This window comes from Paenibacillus sp. N22P23 (assembly GCF_059383735.1).
The window spans coordinates 43,980-69,771 of sequence record NZ_JBXENT010000003.1 but is presented as its reverse complement, the minus strand read 5'-3'; the positions used below and the strand labels follow the sequence as shown (position 1 = coordinate 69,771).

18 protein-coding genes and 1 pseudogene are annotated in these 25,792 nt (G+C 50.2%); 17 read left to right on the top strand and 2 right to left on the bottom strand.

Annotated elements, in window-relative coordinates; all coding sequences use genetic code 11:
* The first annotated feature begins 114 nt into the window (after positions 1–114).
* From AC506A_RS15820 to AC506A_RS15795, 6 genes are all read left to right on the top strand, one after another.
* A complete protein-coding gene (locus tag AC506A_RS15820) occupies positions 115–1,884 on the top strand; it encodes a cache domain-containing sensor histidine kinase (RefSeq protein ID WP_495461978.1) in 1,770 nt (589 codons plus the stop codon).
* A 1-nt stretch (position 1,885) separates the two neighbouring features.
* Entirely contained in the window at positions 1,886–3,451 is a 1,566-nt protein-coding gene (locus AC506A_RS15815; RefSeq protein ID WP_495461977.1) for a response regulator, read from the top strand.
* A gap of 129 nt (positions 3,452–3,580) precedes the next feature.
* On the top strand, positions 3,581–4,921 hold the full coding sequence (locus AC506A_RS15810; RefSeq protein WP_495461976.1) for an ABC transporter substrate-binding protein: 1,341 nt from the start codon (positions 3,581–3,583) through the stop codon (positions 4,919–4,921).
* A gap of 85 nt (positions 4,922–5,006) precedes the next feature.
* Positions 5,007–5,894 (top strand): carbohydrate ABC transporter permease, encoded by an 888-nt coding sequence (locus tag AC506A_RS15805; protein WP_495461975.1) that lies wholly within the window; start codon positions 5,007–5,009, stop codon positions 5,892–5,894.
* Positions 5,895–5,903: 9 nt separating this feature from the next.
* Positions 5,904–6,740 carry a carbohydrate ABC transporter permease gene (locus tag AC506A_RS15800; protein WP_495461974.1) on the top strand — a complete coding sequence of 279 codons (837 nt, stop codon included), beginning with the start codon at positions 5,904–5,906 and terminating at the stop codon, positions 6,738–6,740.
* Between the two features lie 43 nt (positions 6,741–6,783).
* Positions 6,784–12,426 carry a CIA30 family protein gene (locus AC506A_RS15795; protein ID WP_495461973.1) on the top strand — a complete coding sequence of 1,881 codons (5,643 nt, stop codon included), beginning with the start codon at positions 6,784–6,786 and terminating at the stop codon, positions 12,424–12,426.
* A gap of 525 nt (positions 12,427–12,951) precedes the next feature.
* On the opposite strand, the gene AC506A_RS15790 is transcribed toward AC506A_RS15795, so the two are convergent.
* Positions 12,952–14,523 carry a methyl-accepting chemotaxis protein gene (locus tag AC506A_RS15790; protein ID WP_495461972.1) on the bottom strand — a complete coding sequence of 524 codons (1,572 nt, stop codon included), beginning with the start codon at positions 14,521–14,523 and terminating at the stop codon, positions 12,952–12,954.
* A gap of 394 nt (positions 14,524–14,917) precedes the next feature.
* Between AC506A_RS15790 and AC506A_RS15785 the strand changes: the two genes are divergently transcribed.
* The 5 genes and pseudogenes from AC506A_RS15785 (at position 14,918) to AC506A_RS15765 (ending at position 18,906) form a co-directional block, all read left to right on the top strand.
* A complete protein-coding gene (locus AC506A_RS15785; RefSeq protein ID WP_495461971.1) occupies positions 14,918–16,189 on the top strand; it encodes an ABC transporter substrate-binding protein in 1,272 nt (423 codons plus the stop codon).
* Between the two features lie 4 nt (positions 16,190–16,193).
* Entirely contained in the window at positions 16,194–17,222 is a 1,029-nt protein-coding gene (locus tag AC506A_RS15780; RefSeq protein WP_495461970.1) for a FecCD family ABC transporter permease, read from the top strand.
* The gene (locus AC506A_RS15775) at positions 17,219–18,028 is read left to right on the top strand and encodes an ABC transporter ATP-binding protein (protein ID WP_495461969.1); all 810 of its coding nucleotides are present in this window, start codon (positions 17,219–17,221) and stop codon (positions 18,026–18,028) included. Before AC506A_RS15780 ends, AC506A_RS15775 begins: the two co-directional genes overlap by 4 nt.
* 29 nt (positions 18,029–18,057) lie before the next feature.
* Positions 18,058–18,444: pseudogene (locus AC506A_RS15770) on the top strand (ankyrin repeat domain-containing protein); the annotation flags it as partial.
* A gap of 30 nt (positions 18,445–18,474) precedes the next feature.
* The gene (locus AC506A_RS15765) at positions 18,475–18,906 is read left to right on the top strand and encodes an antibiotic biosynthesis monooxygenase (RefSeq protein WP_495462421.1); all 432 of its coding nucleotides are present in this window, start codon (positions 18,475–18,477) and stop codon (positions 18,904–18,906) included.
* Between the two features lie 291 nt (positions 18,907–19,197).
* Here the strand turns inward: AC506A_RS15765 and AC506A_RS15760 are convergent, their stop codons facing one another.
* Positions 19,198–20,676 (bottom strand): esterase-like activity of phytase family protein, encoded by a 1,479-nt coding sequence (locus AC506A_RS15760; protein WP_495461968.1) that lies wholly within the window; start codon positions 20,674–20,676, stop codon positions 19,198–19,200.
* Between the two features lie 201 nt (positions 20,677–20,877).
* On the opposite strand from AC506A_RS15760, the gene AC506A_RS15755 reads away from it, so the two are divergent.
* The 6 genes from AC506A_RS15755 to AC506A_RS15730 all read left to right on the top strand — a co-directional run bounded on the left by AC506A_RS15755 (position 20,878) and on the right by AC506A_RS15730 (position 25,788).
* Positions 20,878–21,333, top strand: coding sequence for a hypothetical protein (locus AC506A_RS15755; RefSeq protein ID WP_495461967.1), 456 nt, complete (start codon positions 20,878–20,880; stop codon positions 21,331–21,333).
* Between the two features lie 202 nt (positions 21,334–21,535).
* Entirely contained in the window at positions 21,536–22,702 is a 1,167-nt protein-coding gene (locus AC506A_RS15750; protein ID WP_495461966.1) for a DUF4367 domain-containing protein, read from the top strand.
* A gap of 169 nt (positions 22,703–22,871) precedes the next feature.
* On the top strand, positions 22,872–24,047 hold the full coding sequence (gene alr / locus AC506A_RS15745) for an alanine racemase (RefSeq protein WP_495461965.1): 1,176 nt from the start codon (positions 22,872–22,874) through the stop codon (positions 24,045–24,047).
* Positions 24,048–24,284: 237 nt separating this feature from the next.
* Positions 24,285–24,566 (top strand): CopG family ribbon-helix-helix protein, encoded by a 282-nt coding sequence (locus AC506A_RS15740; RefSeq protein WP_090644307.1) that lies wholly within the window; start codon positions 24,285–24,287, stop codon positions 24,564–24,566.
* 3 nt (positions 24,567–24,569) lie between these two features.
* On the top strand, positions 24,570–24,920 hold the full coding sequence (locus tag AC506A_RS15735) for a type II toxin-antitoxin system PemK/MazF family toxin (RefSeq protein WP_090581240.1): 351 nt from the start codon (positions 24,570–24,572) through the stop codon (positions 24,918–24,920).
* Positions 24,921–25,095: 175 nt separating this feature from the next.
* On the top strand, positions 25,096–25,788 hold the full coding sequence (locus AC506A_RS15730) for a hypothetical protein (RefSeq protein ID WP_495461964.1): 693 nt from the start codon (positions 25,096–25,098) through the stop codon (positions 25,786–25,788).
* Positions 25,789–25,792 lie beyond the last annotated feature (4 nt).

The following is a 25,792-nucleotide window of genomic DNA, read 5'->3' as shown; positions in this document are numbered from 1 at the left end:
ATTGAAAGGATAAGAGAGGTGATGTACGATGAACTGAAAATAGGATGATGGTGAGGATGGCTCATGCGCGGTGCGATAAGACGGTTATGGTCTTTTTTTATGGTGCAAAACAGTATGCAGAAGAAGCTGACGGCAGTGTTTCTTTTTTTCATTATCAGTCCCATCATTGCCATCAGCTATATTTCTTACCAGAACTATATCAGCTCGATCAATGACAATACGACGAAATACATGAACGAAGCGATCTACAACTTCCAGAGTAAGCTGGAAGAGAATATTTCCAACATGATGATGATTACGAAGATCCCGCTGTTCTCCTCGGAGCTGCAGCAATTTCTCGTCTCGCCGAGCCTCGATTTGTCGAAGCAGAAGAAGATCGATTTCTACATCGGCCTGATGAACAATATGAACAAGGATATGAGCTCCACCTATATTCTGGATCTCTACGGCAACGTCTTTTACAGAATGAAAACGGATTCAGTCCGCTCTGACCTGAAGGAACGTTTCCCCGAATGGAAGAAACTGGCGGCTCAAAGCAAAGGCAATCCGGTTATTCTGAGCACGCAGGAAATATCGATTCCGGGCCATACCCCCTACTATGTGTTCTCCGTTATTCGGGATATTCGCGACGTCAGCTCTTATAAGTCGATCGGTACGATCATCGTCGATACGAAGCTCAGCATCATCGAGGATACGGTCAAGCAGATGGATTCGATCACCAAAGGCAGAACGCTTATCATCGACAATGCGCATCAGGTTATCTACGACAGCCTCAAGCAGTCCATTGGCAAGCCACTCTCCAACCCGCAGCTGCTCGCAGATATCAAGGGAACGCAGGGCAGCGTGGAGACGACGATTGACGGCGAAAGCTATATTGCAACCTACAACGAATCCAAAATAACCGGTTGGCGCACGATTGTCTATATCCCGGTCAAGCATCTGCACAAGGACGCCAAGATTACGCGCAACCTTACAACAGGCGCAACCATCATCATCATGATTGGTGCACTCATCGTTTCGATCGTGATTTCATTCCGGCTTACACACCCGCTTCGCAAGCTGTCGAGCCTTATGGGAGCTGTCCAGCAGGGCAATCTCGATATCAGTTTCAAGGTCAAGAATAAGGACGAAATCGGTGTGCTTGGCACGCAGTTCAACCGCATGCTAAGGCGCATTAAGGATCTGATCGACGAGATTTACGTCATCCAGAACCGCAAGAACGAAGCCGAACTCGAAGCGCTGCAAAGCCAAATCAATCCGCATTTTATATACAACACGCTCGAGACGATTCGGATGAAAGCGCTCTTGAACGACGATAACGATGTAGCCGATATGACCTTCATTCTCGGCAAGCTGATGCAGTACAGCATCAATCGGGGCAAAGAAATGGTGACGGTGCAGGAGGAGCTTCAGCATCTGGGCAACTATCTCGATCTGCTCAAATACCGCTTCAAGAATCAGTTTCAGTGGGAAGCGGATCTTCCTCCTGAGGTGCTGCGCTATCACATGCTGAAGCTGACGTTCCAGCCGATTGTGGAGAATGCGATCCTGCATGGCGTGGAAGGAAAGAAAGCGAAAGTACATATCCGTGTCTATGCGACGCTGGAGAGGGAGATGCTGCACATCCATATCCAAGACGAGGGCAACGGCATCAATCCGCATACCTTGCAGCATTTGCAGCAGTATTTGAACGGGCAAACGGAGCAAACGGAGATGAAATCAGGCATTGGCCTGAAGAACGTGAACGAGCGAATCAAGCTGCGCTACGGGAACGCTTACGGCGTTACCATCGACAGTCGTGTCGGCGAAGGTACGATCGTGACGCTCTCACTGCCTTATCCATCAACCGCGTACAGCATAGATCAGAATATTGGGGGCTTGTAAGATGCTTAACATTGCCATCGTAGACGATGAAGAAATTATAAGACTCGGTCTTGAGAAAATGATTACGAGATTCTCGAGCGACTACCGCATTGTCGGCAGCTACGAGGACGGGGCCGAAGCGCTGGCAGCAATCGGCGCTCCGGATCTGCAGGTAGATCTCATCATTACGGACATTAAGATGCCTTATATGGACGGGCTGCGGTTCATCGAGCTTGTGAAGGAGAAGCTTCCCGGCATTCGGTGCCTGATTCTGAGCGGCTACAATGACTTTGAATATGCGCGCAAAGCCATCCAGTTTGGCGTGGATGATTATATGATTAAGCCGGTAGATATGCAGGAGCTGTCGCAGCTGCTGCAAACGGTAGACCGGCGGCTGTCCGAGCGGCGGGAGAACGAGGAGCAGTTGGCTGTAGTCGCGAAACAGCAGAAGGGGCAAGAACTGGAGGAGCAGCTTAGAAAACTGCTGCAAAGCGGCGCAACCGATCAGGCAGAGCCTATCCAGCCTGAACTTCAACAATCCGGCCGCGGAGCCGTGATGGTATTCCGCACCTCCAACATGCTCGCACATGAGAGCCTGCTGCATTACCTCGATGAGATCAAAGGGATCTTCCACCATGTCGTCGTCATGGCCAATAACCTGATCGCCGTACTGCTGTCCGTCCAGGAGGACAATAAACAGCCGGAGAAAAGTGTGCGAGCCATCAGTCTGCGTATGATGGACTATTTGCACAACCGCAGCGGCGGGTTTATCGCCATCGGGGAGAGCGTGCTGCCGCAAGGCCAAGGCGGGACTTGGCACAGCGCATACGTAGAAGCGCTCGCTGCGAGCAGGCATCAGTTCTACAAGGAGCGCGAGACATTCGCGCTGAATTTGAAGGATCCGTCCGTGAAGGCAGAGCTGTGGAAATTCAATATGCCGGCGCTTGATGAACAGTTCAAGACCGCTTGCGAGATGCTCGACTCCCATACGATCAAGAATGTCATTCCGCTGTTCTTTGCCGAAGCGGAGCGGGGGAAAGCCGGCTATGACGAGATCATGCATATGGCCGGACATCTCTTCTATACGCTCACGACCAAGATCGACGGCTTCTTGGATGCGCTCTATGAGCTGCAGGGGGCGACGTTTGATTTTCATCGGACGGTGGCCTCTCATTTTGCGATGCGAGATTTGAAGGAATGGCTGATCGCGATCGTCGATCAAGTTGTGAAGGCGCTGGAACCGACCCGCAACGCGAGCGGCAAGCGCGTCATCGAGACGGTGAAGATGTGGATTCAGGAGCATTATCAGGAGGAAATCGAGCTGACTGCACTCGCGGAGACCGTGTTCTTGAACGCGAGCTACCTAAGCTTCCTGTTCAAGCGGGAGACGAATCAAACCATTACGGAGTATATCACTTCGGTGCGGATGGCCAGAGCCAAGGAGTATCTGAAGGACAGGCTCGATCTCAAGGCTTATCAGATCGGTGAGCTCGTAGGTTACGCCGACGGCATCTATTTCAACAAGCTATTTAAGAAAACAGTCGGCGTCACGCCGCAGAAATATAGGAATCAGACGAGCGGCAGCTAATAATCAGTGAACCCAAAAAGAAGACAATAAATACAAAACGGCTGCATAGAAAGCGTTCTCAAATTCCTCCATAATTCAAAATGTAAACGATAACAAAACGCTCTAGTACTGATGAGGGGGAAGAAGGAAATGAAGAAGTGGGCATCACTGGTGTTGTCGACGGTCGTATTTGGGGCTGCGCTTGCAGGCTGTTCATCAGGCGGCAACAACGAAAGTAACGAGGGGAATAAAGAAGCGGCTGCGACAGAGAGCACAACCAATACAACAACGAATGCCGCTGCGACGAACGAGGCGGAACCGGCTGCGGAGAGCGCGATTAAAGGGAAGATCGTATTCGCGACGAACCGTACCGATTTGGTAGAAACCGAGCTGAAGGAATACGCTAAGCGCTTCAAGGAGAAGTACCCGGAAGCAACGGTTGAGTTCGAAGCGATCAAGGACTATGAGGAATCCATGAAGGTTCGTCTGGCATCCAATGAGCTGCCTGATGTCATTCTCGTTCCGAAGACGGTAACGAAAGCGAATTTGCCGGAGTTCTTCGCACCGCTGGATGATTTGGGCCTGAATGACCGCATTTATTTTAAAGAAAATTACACGCAGGACGGCTCGACTTACGGTATCGTTTCCGGAAGCTCCGCAATGGGCATTACGTACAACAAGAAAGCATTCGAGAAAGCGGGCATTACGGCAGTTCCGAAGACACTCGATGAGTTCTATGCCGCATGTGAGAAGCTCAAGGCAGCTGGTATCGTTGCGCTCTCCACGAACTTCAAGGACAAATGGCCGCTGATGGGCTGGGATCAAGAAGCGTTCCTGTTCGCCAATGACCCGGGTCTGCACAACACGATGGCCGGTCAAGACGAGCCATTCCCTGTAGATGGCCCGCACTGGAAAGCGATGAACATTATCAAGACCATCGTAGATAAAGGCTACGTCGAGAAAGATCTCATGTCCACGAACTGGGAAGGCTCGAAGAAGGATGTCGCTTCCGGCACGACGGCGATGTACCTCCTTGGCAACTGGGTTATCAATCAAGTCATCGATAACGGCGCGAAGTCAGAGGATGTCGGCTTCTTCCCGCTTCCAATCGACAACAGCGGCGAAGCAAAAGCGCTTCTGAGCCCTGACTACGCATACGCAGTCAGCAAGAACAGCGGAAATGTAGAGACAGCCAAAGCCTTCTTGAAATGGCTTGTCGAGGAATCCGGCTATGACGATTTCGGCGGTTTCATTCCGGTGCTGAAGGATAAAGAATCCAAGCTGCCGCAATTGGCGGAATTCATGTCCTTCAAGCCGACAGTCGTTGAAATGGTGGCAGAGAGCGACGAGTACGTCAGCATCGGTAACAAAATGCAATTCGATACAAGCGGCTTCGCACAAGATGTCATTATGGCAGACGATGTGGCCAAAGTATTCGCCGATTACAACAAGCGCTGGAAAGAAGCACGCGCCGCAGTAGCAGCGAAATAACGAGCAGAGAGGGGCATGACGTGAACGGTTCATGTCGTGCCCCGTTTCTATTGCATGTTTCTACTGAACCAGGAAGGGGCTTTGCATGTATTCCTCCATTTACAAGAAGCAGAAGATCATCGTGCTATTCACCTTTCTGCTGCTGCCTGTCACCCTATTGGTCCTCTTCTCCTTGTATCCGGGCGTGATGCTGCTCTATTTAAGCTTAACCTCTTGGGATGGCTATAGTGCGGTGAAGGGGTGGGTTGGCTTAGACAACTACAGGGAGATCTTTCGCAATAGTGAGATTTTCAGCGTGTTCTCCCACAACCTGTATTACTTCTTCGGCGGCATTATTCAAAATATCCTTGCCCTCTACTTCGCCGTCGTGCTCAATAAGAAGCTGCGCGGCCGAAACATCTATCGCGTGCTGATCTTCCTGCCCTACATCATGAACAGCGTAGCCATTGCGTATATGTTCTCGTATGTGTACGACTCGCAGGACGGTTCGCTGAACGGGCTGCTGACCGCGCTCGGTCTCGATAGTCTCATTACGAGCTGGCTGGGCAACAAGCATACGGTCAATATCTCGCTGGCTTTCATCTCCATGTGGAAGTATCTCGGCTTTAATATGGTCATTTATCTAGGTGCATTACAGTCGATTCCGGATGATCTGTATGAGGCTGCACTGATTGATGGAGCGAATGAAAGACAGTCCTTCATCTACATCACATGGCCGAGTATTCTCAAGATCGTCGAGCTCTCGATGCTGCTCACCGTAACCGGTGCGCTTGAAGTGTTCGATTTGCCGTTTATTATGACCAAGGGCGGACCGGCGGGAGCCAGCGATACCTTTGTGACGAAGACGGTGGATACGGCTTTCCACTACAGCAACTACGGTCTTGCTTCGGCGATGGGCGTCGTGCTGCTGCTGATTGTCATTGTCGTCATTACGATCCAGCGTAAATTTATTCTTCGGGAAGAGAAGGGATGATGGAAGCTCATGTCGATCTTTAAACGCAACAATCCCTTTCTTGCCATGCACTATTTGCTGCTGACGCTGGCTGCCTTTCTCGTTCTCTTCCCGCCTTATGTCGTCATTCTGAATGCCTTCAAGGGAACGGAGGAATATAACACGTCGTCCGTATTCGAGATGCCGCGCAGCTTCTTCAACATGGAGAACTTCGAAACAGTCATGCGAATCGGGCATATGGGGCGCGCGTTCTGGAATACGAGCATTATCCTCGTGCTGGCGCTAATCGGCAACATCATCATTGGTACGATGGCTGCCTATGCGCTTGGGCGATTTGAGTTTAAGCTCAAGAAATATTTGCTCGGCGGCTACGTACTTGCTACGCTAATTCCTTCTGTGACCACACAAGTCGCTACGTTCTCGATCGTGAAGGAGCTTGGCCTATTCAACACGCATATGGCGCCGGTGCTGCTTTATTTGGGTACGGACGTGGTGCAAATCTATATCTTCCTGCAATTCATTCGCAGTATTCCGTTTGATCTCGACGAGAGTGCGATGATGGAAGGCGCGAGTCTGGTGCGGATATTCCGCTCGGTCATCTTCCCGCTGCTCATTCCGGCAACGGCAACGGTCACGATCATTAAGACGATTTCCATCTATAACGATATGTATATTCCGTATCTGTACATGCCGGCGCAGAAGCTTGGCGTTGTTTCGACGTCGCTTATGAAGTTTGCCGGGGTGAACAGCGCCCAGTGGAATTTAATCAGCGCCGCTGTCGTGATCATCTTGATTCCTACTGTCATCATGTATTTGTTTCTGCAGCGTTATATTTTCTCAGGTATTGTAAGCGGTTCGGTAAAATAAGCTTTTGCTTCTCCACACATTCCATGTTCGGGAGGTAACGATCTTGCTCAAACGTTATATACCTATTTTGATGACCCTGGCTCTCACGGTGTCATCTTTTTTATCGGTTTTTTCGGCTCCGCGGCCGGTTCAGGCGGAAAATTTGCCTGCCGCTGCATCCGTTTTTGAGGATTTTATTACGCGTGACGGCGATACATTGAAGGACGGCGAGGCGACGTTCCGGTTTATTTCGGCCAACGTGCCAACGCTCAGCATGATCGAAGATATTCATTGGCGGGTTCCAACTGCATGGGAGCAGGAGGATGCGTTCCGAGCACTCGTGCAAATGGGCGGCAATGTGACGCGGCCTTATGTGCTGTCTGTGAAGAAAGCGGATGACACGACGGAGGAGCGGGCTGTTATGGGACCTGCCACGCCGGGCGGTCCGCTGCAGTTTAACGAAGAGGTGTTCAAGGCACTGGACAAAATGCTGCAGCTGGCCAATCAGTACGGCGTGCGCATTATTCTGCCATTCGTCGATCAGTATCAGTGGCAGGGCGGCATTAAGGAATATGCGGCCTTCCGCGGCAAGAGCGAAGCGGCTTTCTGGAGCGATCCGCAGTTGATTGCGGACTTCAAGTCGGTCATTGCTTATGTACTGAACAGGGTGAACAGCTACACAGGTGTAGCTTACAAGAATGATCCTGCCATCTTGGGCTGGGAGACAGGCAATGAGCTGGTGCCGGCTTCACAAACATGGACCAGCGATATGGCCGCTTATATTAAGAGCCTGGATACGAATCACTTGGTCATTGACGGAAAATACGGCATTGACGATGCTTCGCTCAGCGATCCCAACATCGACATCGTCTCCAATCACTATTACCCGGATCATTATGCCGATTATGGTGCGCAGGCGAATCTAGATATGGGCAAGGCACGCGGCAAGAAAGCATTCATCATCGGTGAGTTCGGCTTTAAGCCGACTGCGCAGGTGGATGAGTTCTTGAGCATTGTAGAGGAAAGCGGCGCAAGCGGCGCGATGGTATGGAGCTTGCGCATGCATAACCGCGATGGCGGTTTCTACCCGCATACGGAAAGCGTAAAGGATGGCGTCTTCTACGGAGCATACCGCTGGCCGGGTTTCCCTTCCGGCGACGGCTTCGATGAGACGAATTTGCTGCGGACATTGAGCAAGCACGCTTATCAGATCCGCGGCATTGACGAGGTACCGCCGCTGCCGGTTCCGGATACGCCGCAGCTGCTGCCGATCGAAGAGGTATCTACGATCTCGTGGCTCGGTTCTGTCGGAGCCAGCTCGTATACCGTTGAACGAGCGGATGCTGCGGATGGACCTTGGAGCGTTGTCGGCGACGGCGTATCCGATGCGGTTGAGGGAGAGACACAGCTGTTCCATGATACGTCAGCCGTTACCGGCGCCTCGTATTACTATCGATTGAAAGCGAATAACACATCCGGCTCATCCGATTATTCGGCTGTGGTAGGACCGGTTGCCGCTAAGCATGTCATCAAGGATGTCATGCGCAATTTCTCGAATCTGTATGATTATTCGACCGACTTGGAATTCGAAGCGAAGAATCCGGTACGATTCAGCGGCGACCCTTCGCGATTCAAGCAGCTGGAGACCTCGCAGGAGCAATATATTGTGTATGCGCTGCCGACATCTGCTTCTGGAGTAACGGGACTGCAGGTTGAGGCGACTGCCTACATCGATCCTGAGAAGCTGGCTTCTACGGCTTACAGCATCTTCACTTCCGCAGATGGCGAGTCTTATGAAGCACTTGATGCTGCAGTAGTTGATAACGGCGGCCCGTGGCATCAGGTTCAGTATTCGGGCAGCCTGCCCGCAGCGGCCAAGTTTGTGAAAATCGGTTTTCCAAGCGACTACAGCGCCTCTCAGCTTGGCAAAGTGGAAATCGAGTACAGCACGGACGGCAGCGCGCTGACCTTCCCGGATTCCATCCAACGTCCGGAGCTGGCTAACGGCGTGCTGATCGATGATATGAACAATTTTGTCAAAATGAATGACCGCAGCATCAACCTGAGCTTCAGCTCGGACAATCCGGATGCGTACTTTGGCGGCGATAACAAACGACTTACCCGCAGCTCCGACACGGAGGAGTTCTTCCAGTACAAGACGAGCGGCGACATGAATTACTTCAAGCTGCTTACGTATGCAAGGCAGGATCCAAGCGCGTATCTCGTGGGGGATTTCAAGTTCTTCACGTCTGCGGACGGGGTTAGTTTTACGGAATACGGCACGGCTGTGAAAGCAAGTAAAGGCGGAGATGGCTGGTGGACGCGCACCGAATATACGGCGTATAAGCTGCCTGCGGGAACGCGGTATTTGAAGGTGCAGTTCCCGTTAAGCCAAGCGGATCAGACCTGGAACCCGCAAGTGAGCAGAATTGCTATTGGCGTAGGTGATGAGAAGCTCGAAGCCCCTCCTGAGCTGTCGAAGAGCCAGCTGATCGATGGGTTTGAAGGCTACAGCGGCTCGAGCGCTTCGCTTCGCAGCGCGTATGCCGTCAATGAGTCCGGCTCGCCGATTACGCTCACACTGGATTCATCGCATAAGAATGAAGGCGATTATGGCTTGAAGCTGGAGACCTCTATGAGCCAAGGCTGGGGCGGTCTCGAGATGGCGCTGGACAACGCCGACTGGTCGGGTAACAGCGGCATGCAGTTCTGGGTTCAGCCCGGTGGAGTCGATATGGGCGTTACGCTGCAATTAACGGAGGGCCTTGATACGGCAGGCGAGGTGTGGAAGACGGATCTGCGTATTTCCGGCACCGACCCGGTTCTTGTACAGGTACCGTTCAGCAAGTTCTACATTCCGCAGTGGTGGAAAGATAGTCATGCATCGCAAGGCAATGGCGCAATCGATGCCGGTAAGGTAGCATCCTTTGGGCTATACGTGGATGGAGCGCCGGCGGAGTATACCGTTTATTTTGACAGCATCAAGCTGTACCGGCTTCCGACTATCGACACCTTCGAATCTTATGAAGGAGATGATACGCGTCTTCAAGCGGCCTATACACCTAATTCCGGCGGAGATGTCGTGAGCTTGTCCCTCACTCCTGATGTGAAGGATAGCGGAGATTACGGATTGCAGCTGCATTATGCACTTACCGATGCGAAGGGCTATGCAGGCATTTCGAAGAATATGGACGGCATCGATTGGAGCGGGAACAATGGCATCGAGCTGTGGTATAAGCCTGATGGCCAGAACCGCGGGATCACCGTGCAGTTTAAAGAAACAAGCGGCGAGTATTGGGAAGCGAAGCTGCGCGTGACAGGCGATGAAGCTAGGCTCGTACGAATTCCTTTCCATGCCTTTGCCAGACCGGGATGGAACGCACCTGTTAATGGCGTGATCGACCTGGGCTCCATTGCCGAATTCTCTCTCTATGTGGAGAAGGGCGGCAGCGGAGCGGGTGAAGGTACGTTGTATTTCGATTCGATTCAAGTTGCTAAGATAGGCGATATCGAGGGCTTTGAATATTATCAGGGCTCGAGCAGCTTAGCGTCAGCCTCATATGTGAGCAACAGCTACGGGGATGAGATCGTCGTAAGCTTGGATGCTGCACATAAGTCCGAAGGCGACTACGGCCTTAAGCTGGCTTACACGCTGACAGACGAGAAAGGATATGCCGGCGTAACCAAGTCGCTTGGTGGAATGAACTTGGCCTCCGGCGGCAATGCCATTGCGCTATGGCTCCAAGGTGACGGCTCTCAGAATGGAGTCACGCTGCAGTTGAAGGACGCAGACGGCGACTATTGGGAAGCGCAGCTTGTCCCTTCCGGATCGGATGGCGCTGTATATGAAGTGCCGTTTGGCGGCTTTGCACGTAACCAGTGGTCAAGCGGAGACGGCTTGCTCTCCTTGTCGGCACTGACGGAATACTCGATTTTCGTCAATAAAGGCGCGGGCTCGGCAGGCAGTCATGTGCTCTATGTCGATGATCTGAAGCTCGGCAATGTACCGATTATCGACAACTTTGACTACTATGGAGGCGGCGAACTGCTCGCGCAGAAAGCCTATACGAGCAATACGTGGGGCGGACCTGTCACACTGACGCCGGATAGCGAACATAAGGAAGCCGGCAAGTTCGGCCTTCGTTATTCGTACACGCTGACGGAAGCTGTGAATTTCGCCGGTATGACGAAGAACTTGAGTGGCATGTCATGGGCAGGCTATGATGGCGTTTCGTTCTGGCTGACGCCGGATGGTTCGGGCCGCAAGCTGACCATCCAATTTATTGAGCCGGACGGCGAAGCATGGGAGGCTTACCGTGTTCTCTCGGGTACAGAGGCTAGCATCCTCAAGCTTCCGTTCTCGGAATTCCGGCATGCACCGTGGAATACGAAAGGCAACGGCACCATTGATCTCGGTTCTCTCGCAGAGTTCTCGCTGTACATCAATCAAGGAGATGGACCTGTAGGCGATGGTACGCTTTATGTGGATTCGATAGGCGTTTATAAAGCAGCAGTCGATCCGGAAGATCCGGATGATGGTGATGGTGGTGTGGGCTATGTTTATGTACCGGATCAGGCGCTGCAAACCCAGCAGAAGCTCAGTGATGCGGATGTAAAGAGCGGCACCAAGGATGGCAAGGTTTCGATTACGCTGCAAGGCGGCAAGAATGAATTGCTGATTCCGGCAGCCTTGGCGAGTATGTTCGGAAGCAATACCCTTGTCGTGGATGCTCAAGGCGTTAAGGCAGAAATCGCTCCTGAGTTGCTGCAAGCTTTACTTGCACAGGTGGAACCGAATGCACGCGGGGAAGCGACGATTTCTCTCCAACTCGCATCCAAGGAACAAAATACCGAGGGAACTCCTTTGCAAGCGGCCTATCAGTTGGCAGGTAAAGTCTATCAGCTTGAGCTGTCTATCGTAACGAAGGATGGGGAGCATCACAAGCTGACGAAGTTTGAGAAGCCGATCCTTCTAACAATTCCGGTTAACGTTGAGACAGTCGGCAATCCGGAGCTATTGGGAATCTATTATTTCAACTCGTTATCTAGTGTGTGGGAGTATGTAGGTGGGCAGGTGGATAAGCAAGGGGGCAGCATCTCTGCACCACTCTCTCATTTCAGTACCTATGCGGTCATGACGTATAAGAAGGCATTCAAAGATGTACCTTCTACACACTGGGCCTATGGGGCAGTTACAGAGGCTGCGGCGCATCATCTTGTGAAAGGCATTAGCAGTGATAGGTTCGCACCGACACAAGCGATTAGCCGAGCGGAATTCGTTCAGTTGATGGTGAATGCATTGCAGCTATCGGCAGATGAAGATACGAAACAGGTATTCACAGATGTCGCATCCGATGCTTGGTATGCGGATGCTGTAAAAGCAGCATTCGAACATGGGCTAATTCAAGGTAGAAGCGCTGCTTTGTTTGCTCCACAAGCGACAATCAGCCGTCAGGAGATGGCGGTGCTGATGAACAGAATGCTGGCTTTCGGCGGCAAGGAACAAGCTTCCGGCACTTCTTCGGCAACCGAAACACAGCCATTTACGGATTCGGAGCAGATTGCTTCATGGGCGAAGAATGACGTGAATCAAGCGGTTGCTTCCGGTCTGATGAAGGGAACCGGAGGTCAGCAATTCTCGCCTCTTAGCACAGCTACTCGCGCAGAAGCCGTGCAGGCGCTTATCAATTTCATGCATCGCCAATAGATCCAATTACAAAGGCCGGCTGCGAGATGCAGCCGGCCTTTACGTTTGTTGCCGTGGATTCGCGCTAACGAACCGCTAGCTCTTTTATCAGCCAAAAGACTGGATTTGAAATTCTAACGAACCGCTAGCTCTTATTTCAGCCAAAAGACTGGATTAAAATGCTAACGAATCGTACGGGCCTTATTTGCCCGAATATAGCTCCGAAAAAATGCTAACGAATCGTACGGGCCTTATTTGACGGTTTTTAGGTGTATTGGAGCTGATTCTCCCACAATAAGACCTCTACGGTTCGTTAGATTTGAAAAGCAACTATTCTCGAACAAATAAGGCCCTCACGGTTCGTTAAGGAGCAAAAAAAAGCAGCTATCGTTGTCGTCGATTCTACCCTGCCAAGCTAACCTTCGCAGATTGGATCGGTTAACTAATAGAATGATCAACATGCCTGCAGCGGAATAAACTTGGACTCAAAAAACGGTTCGGTCAAGGGCTTGAGTAAGCCCTGAACCGCACCGCTTCTAGTTATGCCTATACTTTAAAGAAATTGATGTTCTTATTAAGCTCTTCTGACAGATGAGCAAGTGTTTGCGAAGAGCTTGCTGTTTCTTCGGCTGCCGCAGCGGATTCTTCACTCGCGGCTGCGATCGTTTCAACGGCGCGCATGACTTCTTCGGACTGTGCGGCTTGCTCTTCGCTTGCTGCCGCAATTTCAGTCACTTGATCGGCTGTTTCGCTGACCATGCGTACAATGCTCTCGAAGGTTTGTCCTGTTTTAGAAGTTTGCAGGGTTGCATGCTCCATGGCTCTTATGCTTTGATCCGTATTATGCTGCATGCCTTTAATGATCTCGGCGATTTGCTGTGTAGCTTCACTGCTGCGTTCGGCCAGCTTACGAACCTCATCGGCTACAACGGCAAAACCGCGTCCTTGATCACCGGCACGTGCCGCTTCAATTGCAGCATTAAGGGCGAGCAAATTGGTTTGTTCGGAAATTTCGTCGATAACTTCAATGATTTGACCGATTTTCTGCGAATCTTTCTCGAGCAATTGCATTTGATTAGAGAGATTTTCCATACTTTGTACGGAAGCGCTAACCGTATCGCTGCCGTCCTCAGCACCGCGTTTCGTTTTGTCGGACAGCTCGGCAACGACAGATGCTTTGTTCGCGACATCATTAACGGCAATCGACATTTCACGGACAAGCTCGCTAATGACTTGTGCTGACTCTGCCTGCTCTGTGCTTCCTTTAGCAATCTCTTCAGTCGTTGCGGAGATTTCTTCGGAAGCTGCGGCAACGCTCTGTGCAGAAGTTACCGTATGGCTGATAAGCTGGCGTAAATTATCCATCATATCGTTGAACGCTGTGGCGAGCGTTCCCAGCTCGTCCTTGCTCCTCGCGACAGCTTGATCGCGCAAATCGCCTTTCGCCGCTTTGGTTGCTACGTTGAGAATGGAACGAATTGCTTTTACCATCGATTCGGAGATCAGAAGCGCAAGTCCAATACCTACTGCTATGGCGAATATGCCAAAGCCGATGATGAGTGATTTGCCTACTTTATTCGTTTGAGCAGCGCTGTCTACTTCCGCTTTAACGCCATCATTATTGAAGACGATCCAGCGGTTGAAGTCTTCGGTTACCTTTTTGCGATGTGGGGTCAATTCATTGACTAGCGCATAACCCTCTTCAGGTTTATTGTCTTTTCTCGCTTGTATAATAGGTGGCAGCATGTCAGCATAAGTTTGCATGTTAGCTCGCAATGAGTTGAATATTTCAGTTTCCTCCGGTGAGATAAGGAGGTGCTCATAATTGGCAAGCTCTTTCAATGCTTTATCCATACTATCGTTGATGGTTTGTTCAATCGTTGCGATTTGTGCAGGATCGCTTTCCAAGTTGATTTTATTGATATTAACGCGTGCTTCAAGGAAGTTATCCTTAATGACCCCGATATTATTAAGACTCGGTAACCAGTTGGTTTGAAGAATGGAACTGGATTTCTGAAGCGACCCCATTTGTACAATGGCAAGTACCCCAATCCCGGTCAACAGTGCAAGGATGGCAAGAAAGCTCGACATCAGTTTTACGCGTATGGACAATTTCACATGTTTCACTCCTGTTTCATAGGATTTGGTCCGTCTTTGATACTAAAGATACAGGGAAAGTGTTAAAACAAATGGGTAAAAACTATTTGATTTCTGTATGGAATTGGACGAAATCATGTGCTTTTCTAGAACAAATGCTAGGAAAGTGCGAGGTGAAGTCCGACAGAGGATGACGGTTTGTTCAAAGTAGTAGCATAGGATAGAACCGTAAGTAGATTAGTAGTGCGGCCATTGCGTGATCTCTGAAAATGAAGCATATAGTAGAAGGAAAATACAAGGAGAAAGATATTCTATTATAATTAAAAATTATCATTGACAATGAGAATCATTATCGATTATCATTATTTGTATTGATTGAGAGTGATTATCATTATTATTTAGGGAGAGTGGTCATGTGTTTTCCAAAGCTTTAACGCGTTCAGTATTAGCAGCATCGGTGCTTCTTGCTCCGCTAGCAGCAGGGTCAGGTCAAGCTGCACAAGCAGCAAGTTCATCAATCAGTGTTACTCTCGATGGGAAATCGGTTTCGCTGGATGCGTCTCCTAAAGTAATCAACGGCAGAACGCTTGTACCATACAGCAGCCTCGTTCAAGCACTTGGCGGTCGTGCAACATGGGATGCTAAGAATAAGTCCGTTTCTGCTGTACAAGGCGGCGTTACGGTTAAACTGACAGTTGGCTCTACTTCTGCATACATAAACGGTGACTATACAGCGCTGGATTCTGCACCACTCATTTCAGGCGGCAAAACCTATGTTCCGCTTCGTCTGATCTCCGAGGCATTCGGCAAATGGGTTACATACAATAAGAACTTTAATTCAGTTGCGATTAACAGCACGATGACAGTGACGACAAGCGCTGGCGCATTCACGCTGAAGAAGAAACCAAGCCGTATCGTAACGCTTTCTTCCTCCGATACCGAAATTATTTATGCCCTTGGCAGCAAAGTTGTCGGCCGTTCCACTGCGATCGGCAAAGTCTTCCCTTCTGAAGCGACTTCCGTGCCAGAAGTAGGAAGCTCTCACGGTATTAATTTTGAGAAGCTGGCTACATTGAAACCGGATTTCGTTATTGCAAGTCCTGCACTTAAAACGCAACAAGCAACAATTGAGAAGTTAGGCGCGCAAGTGATGTTTAACTCCCACAATACCTTTACGGAAATTCAAGCTTCGATTAAGCTTTATGGCCGTATTCTTGGTCAAGAATCGAAAGCTGCACAGCTGATTGCTAAAATGAACAGCGATGTTGCAGGCTTGAAAAAACCGGCCACTCAACCGAAAACGCTGATCGTGTATGGCGCACCGGGAAGTTTCGTTATTGCCCTTCCTAACAGCTACCCAGGCAATTTCTTGGAGCTTGCGGGCGGTAAGAACGTCGCCTCTTCGTTCAAAGGAATGGATGGCATGCCGCAATACGCGGAGCTGAGCCTTGAGCGGATCGTAGCAGCGAATCCAGACATTATTCTGTTCATCACGCATGGCGATGCGGCAGATGTGAAAGCGAGCTTCAAGAAAGAGTTTGAAACCAACGCGGCTTGGAAGAGTCTGTCTGCTGTGAAGAATGACAAGTTTGAAGTGCTGCCTTCTGATCTGTTTGCTGCAAACCCAGGTATCAGAGCACCTCAAGCGATTGAAACAATCAACAAACTGCTTCTAACGGTGGACTAATCCGATGGCTACAATCGTAACCGGACAAAGAGCGCAAGAGGTGCGGACCTCGAGAAGTATTCGCAGAGGCAGTGTGCTAATTCTTAGTCTTGTCCTGCTGCTGCTTGCAGGGTTGTATGGCTTGATGTCAGGCTCAATTCCGATTCCGGCGCGCGAGGTGTGGAGCTCTTTGCTTCACGCCTCCGACTCGGAATCGAGGCAAATTGTATGGAATCTCAGGCTTCCGCGTGTATTGACAGGCATGCTGGCAGGAATCTGCCTTGCGATCTCAGGCACCTTCTTGCAAGGTGTCTTCCGTAATCCGCTTGCTGATCCCGGTATTATCGGCGTTTCCTCCGGTGGCGGGCTTGCAGCTGTCGTCATTATGATTTTGTTCCCCGAGAAAATCGCTTATTTGCCCATTGCAGCTTTCCTTGGTGCATTGACTGCAGCTGCAGTCGTGTATGCCCTCTCGTGGAAAGGCGGCGCTTCACCGATTCGGCTGATTTTGGCGGGAGTGGCGGTAAATTCACTGCTCGGCGCGGCGATGACGGCTCTAATGATTTTGAACAGCGAGAAGGTTCAATCCGTTCTGCCTTGGATGTCGGGAAGCTTGAACGGACGGAGCTGGCCGCATTTTCAAACGCTGCTGCCGTATGCCGTAATTGGCATCATCGCTTCGATCTTCTTGATTAAGACGGCCAACCTGCTCGTCCTTGGTGACGATGCAGCTAAGCTGCTCGGAAGCCGCGTTGAAATCGGAAGACTGCTTATTATTTTGCTTTCTACGTTCCTGGCGGGCGCTTCCATCAGTATCGTTGGAATGGTCGGCTTCGTCGGTCTTGTTGTACCGCATATCGTACGGCTGTTGGTCGGCAATGACTATCGGATTCTACTGCCCATATCTGCAATTGGCGGGGGAACGTTAGTGATGGCTGCGGATACGGCTGCACGCAGCTGGTTTGATCCGATTGAGTTCCCAGTAGGTATTTTACTTGCACTTCTCGGTGCACCTTTCTTCCTCTATTTGCTTAGGAAAGGGGTCAAACGATGAATCCTGCAATAGCTGCTGATCAATTAAAGTATGGCTATGAGCGTTCAACTCCGATCGTGAACGGCTTCAATCTTAAGGTTGCTGCCGGTGAATGGCTCGGTATCGTCGGCCCTAACGGCTCGGGGAAATCGACAGTTCTGCGTATGCTGGCAAGACTTGCTACTCCTCAATCAGGTAAGATTGAACTGGAGGGCCGAGATCTCGCGGGGATGGATAACAAATCCGTTGCGAGAACGATGACTATGCTTGCGCAAACACAGGAAGGTGCTTTAGACATTACGGTTCGTGACCTGGTGCGCAGAGGGCGTAACCCTCATCTGAAATGGTATGAAGAATGCAGAGGCCTACATGAAGAAGTGGTGGATTGGGCTCTGCAGGTTACCAGTATGACGAGACTGCAGCATCGTTCCCTGTTGGAATTATCGGGTGGAGAGCGGCAGCGTGCTTGGCTTGCCATGTGCATGGCTCAGACACCGCGAGTTCTACTCTTGGATGAACCGACGACCTATTTGGATATTGCACATCAATTGGAACTGATGGAGCTGATCCGCAGCTTGAATCAGGATCAAGGCATTACGGTTGTGATGGTGCTGCATGATTTAAATCAAGCAGCTCGCTTCTGCGACCGCATTGTAGCGATGAAGAACGGGGCGATCGTCAAGCAAGGAACGCCTGGTGAAGTATTCCGCGTGGAGTTCTTCCGCGAGGTGTTCGGTATCGAAGCTAAAGTGTACTACGATGATGGTGTTCCGGTTTATTTGCCAAGCGGTATTGTAAACAAACAGCCTCATGAAGCGACAGCATAAATTTGAGTTATAATGAGGAGGAGATTCGATTGGCTAAAGCAGCTTTAAGCACCGAATTGGTACGGGAATTCGTAGGCGCAGCACACGCGGATTTGAATAAGGTCCAAACATTGCTTGCGCAAGAGCCTGCTTTATTGCACGCATCCATGAACTGGGGCGGCGATGATTGGGAGACAGCTCTCGGAGCGGCATCTCATGTTGGGCGCCGTGACATTGCAGAGTGGCTGTTGTCCAAAGGGGCACGAATCGACTTGTTTGCTGCAGCAATGCTAGGTGACCTAGAAGTGATCAAATCGACACTTACCCGGTATCCGGAATCGATTCATGCGCGTGGACCGCACGGCATTACGCTGTTGCAGCATGCCATGATCGGAGGCGAGCAGGCGAAAGAGGTTGTCTCGTATTTGAAGTCGCTCTTGAATATCGATGAGAAAGGGAGTAGAACGATGATCGTAGTGGAAAATCGAATTGAAGTTCGTGCCGGCTTTGCAGAGGCGGTATTGGAACGTTTCAAGACGCCTAAGAGCGTACATACATTCCCTGGATTTGTCCGGATGGATGTTCTGCATGCTGTCGTTTCAGAAGAAACGGAAGAGATCCGCGTATGCACAACTTGGGAGAAGGAAGAAGATTTCCAAGCTTGGGCAAACAGCGATTCTTTCCGTCATGCACATACACGTCGTGAGGGAGCACAAGGTTCTCCTCATGGTCAAGGACACGGTCAAGGTCATGGCCAAGGTCACGGCCAAGGTCAAGGTCACGGACAGCCGGCTGCGGAAGCAGCATCCGGTCCGATCGTCGGCAACAAAGTAACGATCTATCAAGTCGTAGTTTCGCATTTGCCAGAGTCCGCGCCAGTTGAGTCCGGCGCTAATTAATGCAGCAGTGAGAAGAAGCTGTCCCATTGGTCATCTGTTGACCGGGGCAGCTTTTTTCTTTGTTGAGGATGATTGGAGGAGGCTGAGAGTGCGAAATACGAACTCTCAGCCTCAAAATCACCGGTAAAAAGTATCGAGAGTTCGAAAATGCGACTCTCAGCACTAAAATTGCCAAGGGTGCTCCTAGGTTTGTTAACTTGAACATCCCGTTAGGCATCCTGCTCTCCCCTAGGCAGAAAAAAGCTGTCCCAAAGTCATAAATTGCACGTTTGGGACAGCCCTTCATACGTATTACCACATTTCTTTTACTTTAATTACCCACACTTGAGTTTGCTTATCGGTTAGCTTGAGGACGCCGTTAGCATCGTACTCACCGACACCGAAATCGTTGTCATTGGCGATGACAAGCGTGTTCTTGTTTAGCACGGTCAACCCTTCGAATTTCTCGAACGGATAGTCGAGTGTCGTTAGATCCACGACCAGCTCTTTCGGCGCAGTAGTAACACTCAGCTTGCTCCAATCGGATGTACCTTCAACGTTGCCGCTAACAGCTGCATTGTTTAGGATGTTCGTTGCTTTCGCAAGGTCGATACGGTAGACACGTTTGATTTGCGCTGCCGCTCCTTCATTCTTATCGCGCTCGTCAACGAGCAGGACATCATCGGACAAAGCTTGAAGATCGGAGATAACAACGTCCTTCTGCGATACGTTCACGAAGGATTTTGCATCTTCCGCAACATACACATATTCGCCAACTAGCTGTTTGGTGGCCAGATCCATTTTCAAAATACGCAAATTGCGTGAAGCTTCGCCCGTCGCTTTATCCGGAACAGCCATTGGGCTTTGAATCGAAGCATAAAGGAACTTGCCGTCAGGACTGATCGTTACGCCTTCGAAACCGCGGTTGACGATCCGTTTGGAATAGACAGCCGGAATCGATTCAACCACTGGGATCTGCGCGTTCGCCAGCTTCGCTTTATCGCCTACCGGAACATAACGGCTGATAATGGTACCGTCACGTTTCAATTGAATGAGCGAAGGGCGATACTCGTCGGACATCCAGAACGTGTCGTCTGTTGGATTGTACGCAATGCCTTCGAGATCGAGTCCATCCGGGTCGAGCGGCAGCAAAGTTTTACCTGTATTGTCGTACGATTTCTCATCCGAGGCGATGTTGCTAAGACCAGTCGTGAAACGGCTGCCCGAAACGACGCCTTTTGTGCCTTCCGGCAGCATCAGCTTGTTCGTCTCGAGGATGTTCACGATGCTGCCTTCAAGCTTGATTTTATAGAAACGAGGCACATAATCCTGTACCGGGAATGTACGATTGACCGTCTTGTCGATTGTAATTTGGCCGTTTGGTCCACGGTCAGCCAATGTATAGAAGACGTCGTCCGGATCGCCCGGCAAATGTGCCAGACCGGAGAATCCGCCTTCTTTCAAGCCGAGACCAAGGCTCGGAGGGTTCGTCCACGTGTACTTACCAGCTACATAGGGGTACGCGCGTAATGTCACTTTTTTGCTTGTGCTGTCCCAAGCCACTTCTTGTCCGAGTGCCTCGCCCATCGCTCTCACCGGCACGTATAAGCTGCCATTGATCGTGACCGCTTCTTTATCAAGCTTCACTTCGGTATCGCCTGCAAACAGCTTCATCTGAACTGCAATAGCTTTGAGGGCGGTGTCGGCAGCTTGTACAAGTTGCGTACTCCCTATGACGACGATGCAAGCAACGCCTGCAGCAGCGACCCATTTCTTTGATACAGCTTTCATTCTCATCTCTCCTCTATTATAGACGCTGACGTGGCCAAATCTCTAATCAGCATAGAAGAGGAAAGTAAAGCTAATATGATGCTGGCTTGAAGATTTTGTAAAACACACCACATTAGCCTCGTGTCCATACGGTACTTGCGTACAGACGGCTTGCTGTTATCTGAATAAATTGTAATACCTATAGAAAAGAGGTGATGATTGATGGCTGTGAAATCCAAGATGTCCAAGAATAGTGCGAAGCAGTGGATTGGCCAACCTGTTCTAATCGAATTAAAGGATGGGAGATCCTATGTCGGTTGGGTCACAGGTGCGGAGAGCGGGCAGTTGGTAGTCTCCGGTCAGAGAAGTATGCGGAAGCCAAGGCTGACTTCTGCCAAACGCGCAGGCAAAGCTAAGGTTTCCAGTTTTATTCCCGGTTTAATGGGTTCTATGGCGGCTGGAGGCGGCTCGATGTTTGGTGGTGGCGGCATGCCCGGCGGCGGCGGTTTCGGCGGTGGAAGCCCGGCAGGCGGAATTGGCGGAGGCTTCGGTGGCTTTGGAGGTTTGGAGAGTATCATGGGCTTTATGGGGAGTATGGGTAAAACATTTCCAATGATGAAGATGGGCTATGGAATGATCAAATCCATTATGCCGCTTCTGAACATGTTTAAGGTGTAAGGCATATCGGCGATTTATGAACCCTCCAGGTGTAAAGCCGGGGGGTTCTTTCTTTATTGCAGTCTGACATTCCAAAGCTTGTCATGCTAGTCTGCATAATTGTCCAAGTCCTCTCATAGACATAGTACAAGTCAAGCGTAAACGGCTTTTTGTCAAGAGCAACTCCGGATACGTTTAAAAATTGTGATGAGGGGTGGATCTCATGCGTCGTCGATTCAGTTTAATCGCAGCTATTTTGCTTTGCCTTACGGCGGTGCTCGCAGGCTGCGGGACTAAGGACGCGGAATCGGTTGTCAAGGAATTGGACAAAACACTAACTAACTTGGGCAGCTATCATGGCAAAGGCACGATGACGCTGTACACGGGCCAGCAGCCGCTGGAGTATCAGGTGGATGTCTCTTATCAGAAACCGCAATACTATCGCATCGCTTTGACGAACGCGAAGAAGGACATCACGCAAATCGTGTTGCGCAACGATGAGGGCGTATTTGTCTTGACGCCGCGCCTGAATAAAGTGTTCCGCTTCCAAAGCGATTGGCCGGCCAACCAAGGCCAAGTGTACTTGTATCAAACGCTCGTCCAAAGTATTCTGCTCGACAACTCGCGCCAATTCGCAGTGGACAACGATGCTTATGTATTTGATGTGATGGCTAATTACCAGAACGGATCGCTGGCAAGGCAGAAAATTTGGCTGAACAAATCCGACTATGCCCCTAGCAAAGTGGAAGTCAGTGATGCCAATGCGGCAGTGATGGTTTCCGTCCAGTTCGATTCGTTCGAATTCGGCTCTAAGCTTGAGAAGAGCGTATTCGATACGCAGACAAATATGGGCGCGGCAGCAGACAAACCTACAACAGCTGAGCCAGATGCGGAGCCAGGCAATGCAGCAACAGAAACAGATGCGAATACGAGTACGAATGCGAATAATACAGTTGATTCCGATGCATCAGCGAATCCGGACAATAATGCAGCAAGCAATGAGGAGTCCGATGATGGTTCGCAAGGCACGCTTGGACCAATCAATAAAGCATTCACAGCTATGGAGCCATCCTATCTCCCTGAAGGTGTATCGGAGAAAGATCAGCAGGATATTGTGTTCGGCGGCAATGCGGGTATCCTCATTCGTTATGCAGGCAGCTTCGATTACACCTTGATTCAAACGCAGCCGAAGGATGTCGCTGTGTCCGCGATGAAGGGTGAACTAATCGATCTGGGCTTTACGTACGGCTCCATCAGCGGCACCGAAGATGAACAGCGTACGCTGACATGGACATACGACGGCACAGAATTTAGAATAACAACCGGTAATTTGCCACAAAATGAAATGATCAAAGTCGCGCAATCCGTACAAGGCGAGATGAGTAAATAGTGTGTACAATAAACATTTTCCAGCATGAATCGAGCCTTTTCAGCCCTCCAGTTCATTGACATCCGGAAGCCTAAGCGTTTAACATAAAGATTACGGGTTAATGAGATAAACGCCTGCCCTCACCAAGGCGGGCGTTTACTTTTGGAAATGAAGGTGGACCAAGTTGGATGTGAACGCTTATTATCGCCCCACTCGGGCAGAGATATCTTTAGATGCGCTTTCTCATAATTTGCAGTCTTTCCGTAAGGTAATGCCTGAAGGCATGCTGCTTATGGCATCTGTGAAAGCGAATGCTTATGGCCATGGTGCCGTCGAAACGGCTCGAGAAGCCGAACGCTGCGGCGTTGACTTTCTCGGCGTCGCTTTTCTTGATGAAGCTCTTCAGCTCCGGCAGGCCGGTATTAAGACCAGAATTCTGGTGCTTGGCTATGTACCGCCGCAAGGCTTGGCTGCTGCGCGGGATGCGGACATCGCAATTGCCCTTTTTAGTGATGAAATTATGGATGCTGCAGCGGCATTGCCTGACAATGGCAAGAAGCTCGCTGTACATGTGAAAATAGATACGGGTATGGGCCGATTAGGCCTGCTCGCGGGCGATCACGCATTGGCGTTTATTTCGCGTGCGATGCAGCAGCCAGGCATTGAAGTAGAAGGCCTGTTCACGCATTATGCGCGTGCGGATGAAGCGGACAAAAGTTATACGCAGCTGCAATATGAGCGTTTCTCTACGTTCGTTAAACAGCTTAAGGCTGCAGATATTCACATCCCAATCATTCATGCTGCTAACAGTGCAGCCGGAATTGATACGCCTGAGATGGGCGGCGGCATGCTGCGCCTTGGTATTAGCATGTACGGTTTATATCCGTCGGAAGAAGTGAATAAACAGCGGATTGCGCTCGAGCCTGTCATGACGCTTAAGACAGCCGTCGTTATGGTTAAGGAAGTGCCTGAAGGCTGGGGAATCAGCTATGCTACGCGCTATGTGACGAAAGGCAACGAGAGAATCGGAACACTGCCGGTTGGTTATGCCGATGGCTTTAGCCGTATGCTGACAGGTAAGGCAGAGGTGCTGCTGCGTGGACAGCGTGCTCCTGTTCTCGGCACGATTTGTATGGACCAATGCATGATTGCGCTTGACGGCGCTGATGCTTCTCAAGGTCCGGTTCACGTTGGTGAAGAAGTCGTTCTTATCGGTCGGCAGGGTGATGAGGTTATCTCAGCAGAGGAAGTTGCAGATAAACTCGGTACCCTTAATTACGAGGTTACCTGTATGGTAGCGGCGCGTGTACCGCGAGTATATATTCGGGGGCAGCAGGTTGTTGCTTTGTCGAATCCACTCCTGTGAGCGAAGGCTTGGAGGAATGAATTACCTGTTAAGGATTTTCAATGGATTTAGAGGATTTTATCGTCTTATCTCGAATAATGTTGTTAAGATGTTCTTTGTTGTCGGTCTAAAGCGTTTATCTTCGGGTGCAGCATACTTGATATACGGTCTGCATACATATGAAGGTGTATAATACGGACCAAACAATGACATACTGTTACTGTTTTTTGCTGGAAATGTTTTGGGGGTGCGAGTTCGGTGGCCAATTTGCAAAATACCAAAAGGATTATGATCAGTTTACCGGATCATTTGCTGGAGGAAGTCGACGGAATCGTCGCCAAAGAAAACTCGAACCGAAGCGAATTCATTCGTCAGGCAATGAAATTGTATTTAATCGAGCGGAAGAAACGACAGATTCGCGATTCGATGCAGCGAGGCTATCTGGAAATGGCAAAAATCAACCTAGTGATGGCGTCGGAAGCTTTTCAAGCGGAGGAAGATGCCGGCGATACGCTCGGCCGACTCGTAAGCGGGGTGTAAAGCTTGATCGTTAAACGCGGCGATGTGTTTTTTGCGGACTTGTCACCTGTTGTCGGTTCTGAACAGGGGGGCGTTCGTCCTGTTCTGGTTATTCAAAATGATATTGGCAATCGCTTCAGTCCAACCGTCATTGTTGCAGCTATTACAGCCCAGATTCAGAAGGCTAAGCTGCCGACACATGTGGAGATTGATGCGGCATTGCATGGATTTGACCGTGATTCCGTTCTGCTATTGGAACAAATCCGTACGATTGATAAGCAGCGTCTGACTGATAAGATCACTCATTTAGATGATGAGACGATGCGTAAGGTAGACGAGGCGCTTCAAATCAGCGTCGGTCTAATCGATTTTTGAACTGAAGAGCATCACACGACAGCAGGGCCGGATGGCTCTGTTTTTTTTGTCTATTTTCATTTTCTTCATATCCGCCTTCGGACGTAGCTCATGTTCCATCCTGCGCCGCTGTTTGCCAATGCCGATTCGCTCCATAATGAAGGTAACATATTGAATTGATGGAGGGATCATGAGGATGACGACAATGAATCGGCCGGATTTTGCAATTTCAGGGATTGGAACTACCGGGGGCGGAGACTTTCATCGCGTCGAGCTTGAAGGCGTTAGTAAAGTAGACGGAAGTATAGATTGTTACTCGTTCCGAATGAGCGGTTTAGCTAAAGTGAAAGGCAGCATTTGTGTGCAGGAGCGTTGTGAGACTTCCGGTAAATTGACCATTGACGGTTCGCTGAAGGCGGCCGAAGTCAAGATGGAGGGTCAGATTACAGTTCGCGGTAATTTGGATTGTAATATCTATCAACTGAACGGATTTGTTAAGGTGCACGGCGATTGCAGGGCACAGCAATGCGATATCAGAGGAGCCATGACGGTAGATGGGGTGCTGGATGCGGGCAATCTGAACATCTATATAGAAGGACCGGTGCGGGCTGAAGTGATTCGAGCGGAGAAAATCAACGTGAAATTCACCAGAAGTGGGACGCTCAAACGACTAATGCAATCGATTTTGCCTACGGTTTGGCAAGCTCAGCTGCGTGCTGACCGCATTGAAGGCGATGAAATCCATTTGATAGAAACGACTGCAGCGCTTGTGCGCGGCCGCCAAATTACGATTGGTGCAGGCAGCGTCATTGATCGTGTCGAGTATGAATCCGAGCTCATTGTGCATCCGGATGCTGTCGTTCGCACACGTGAGCGAATTTTTGGTTAAGAGG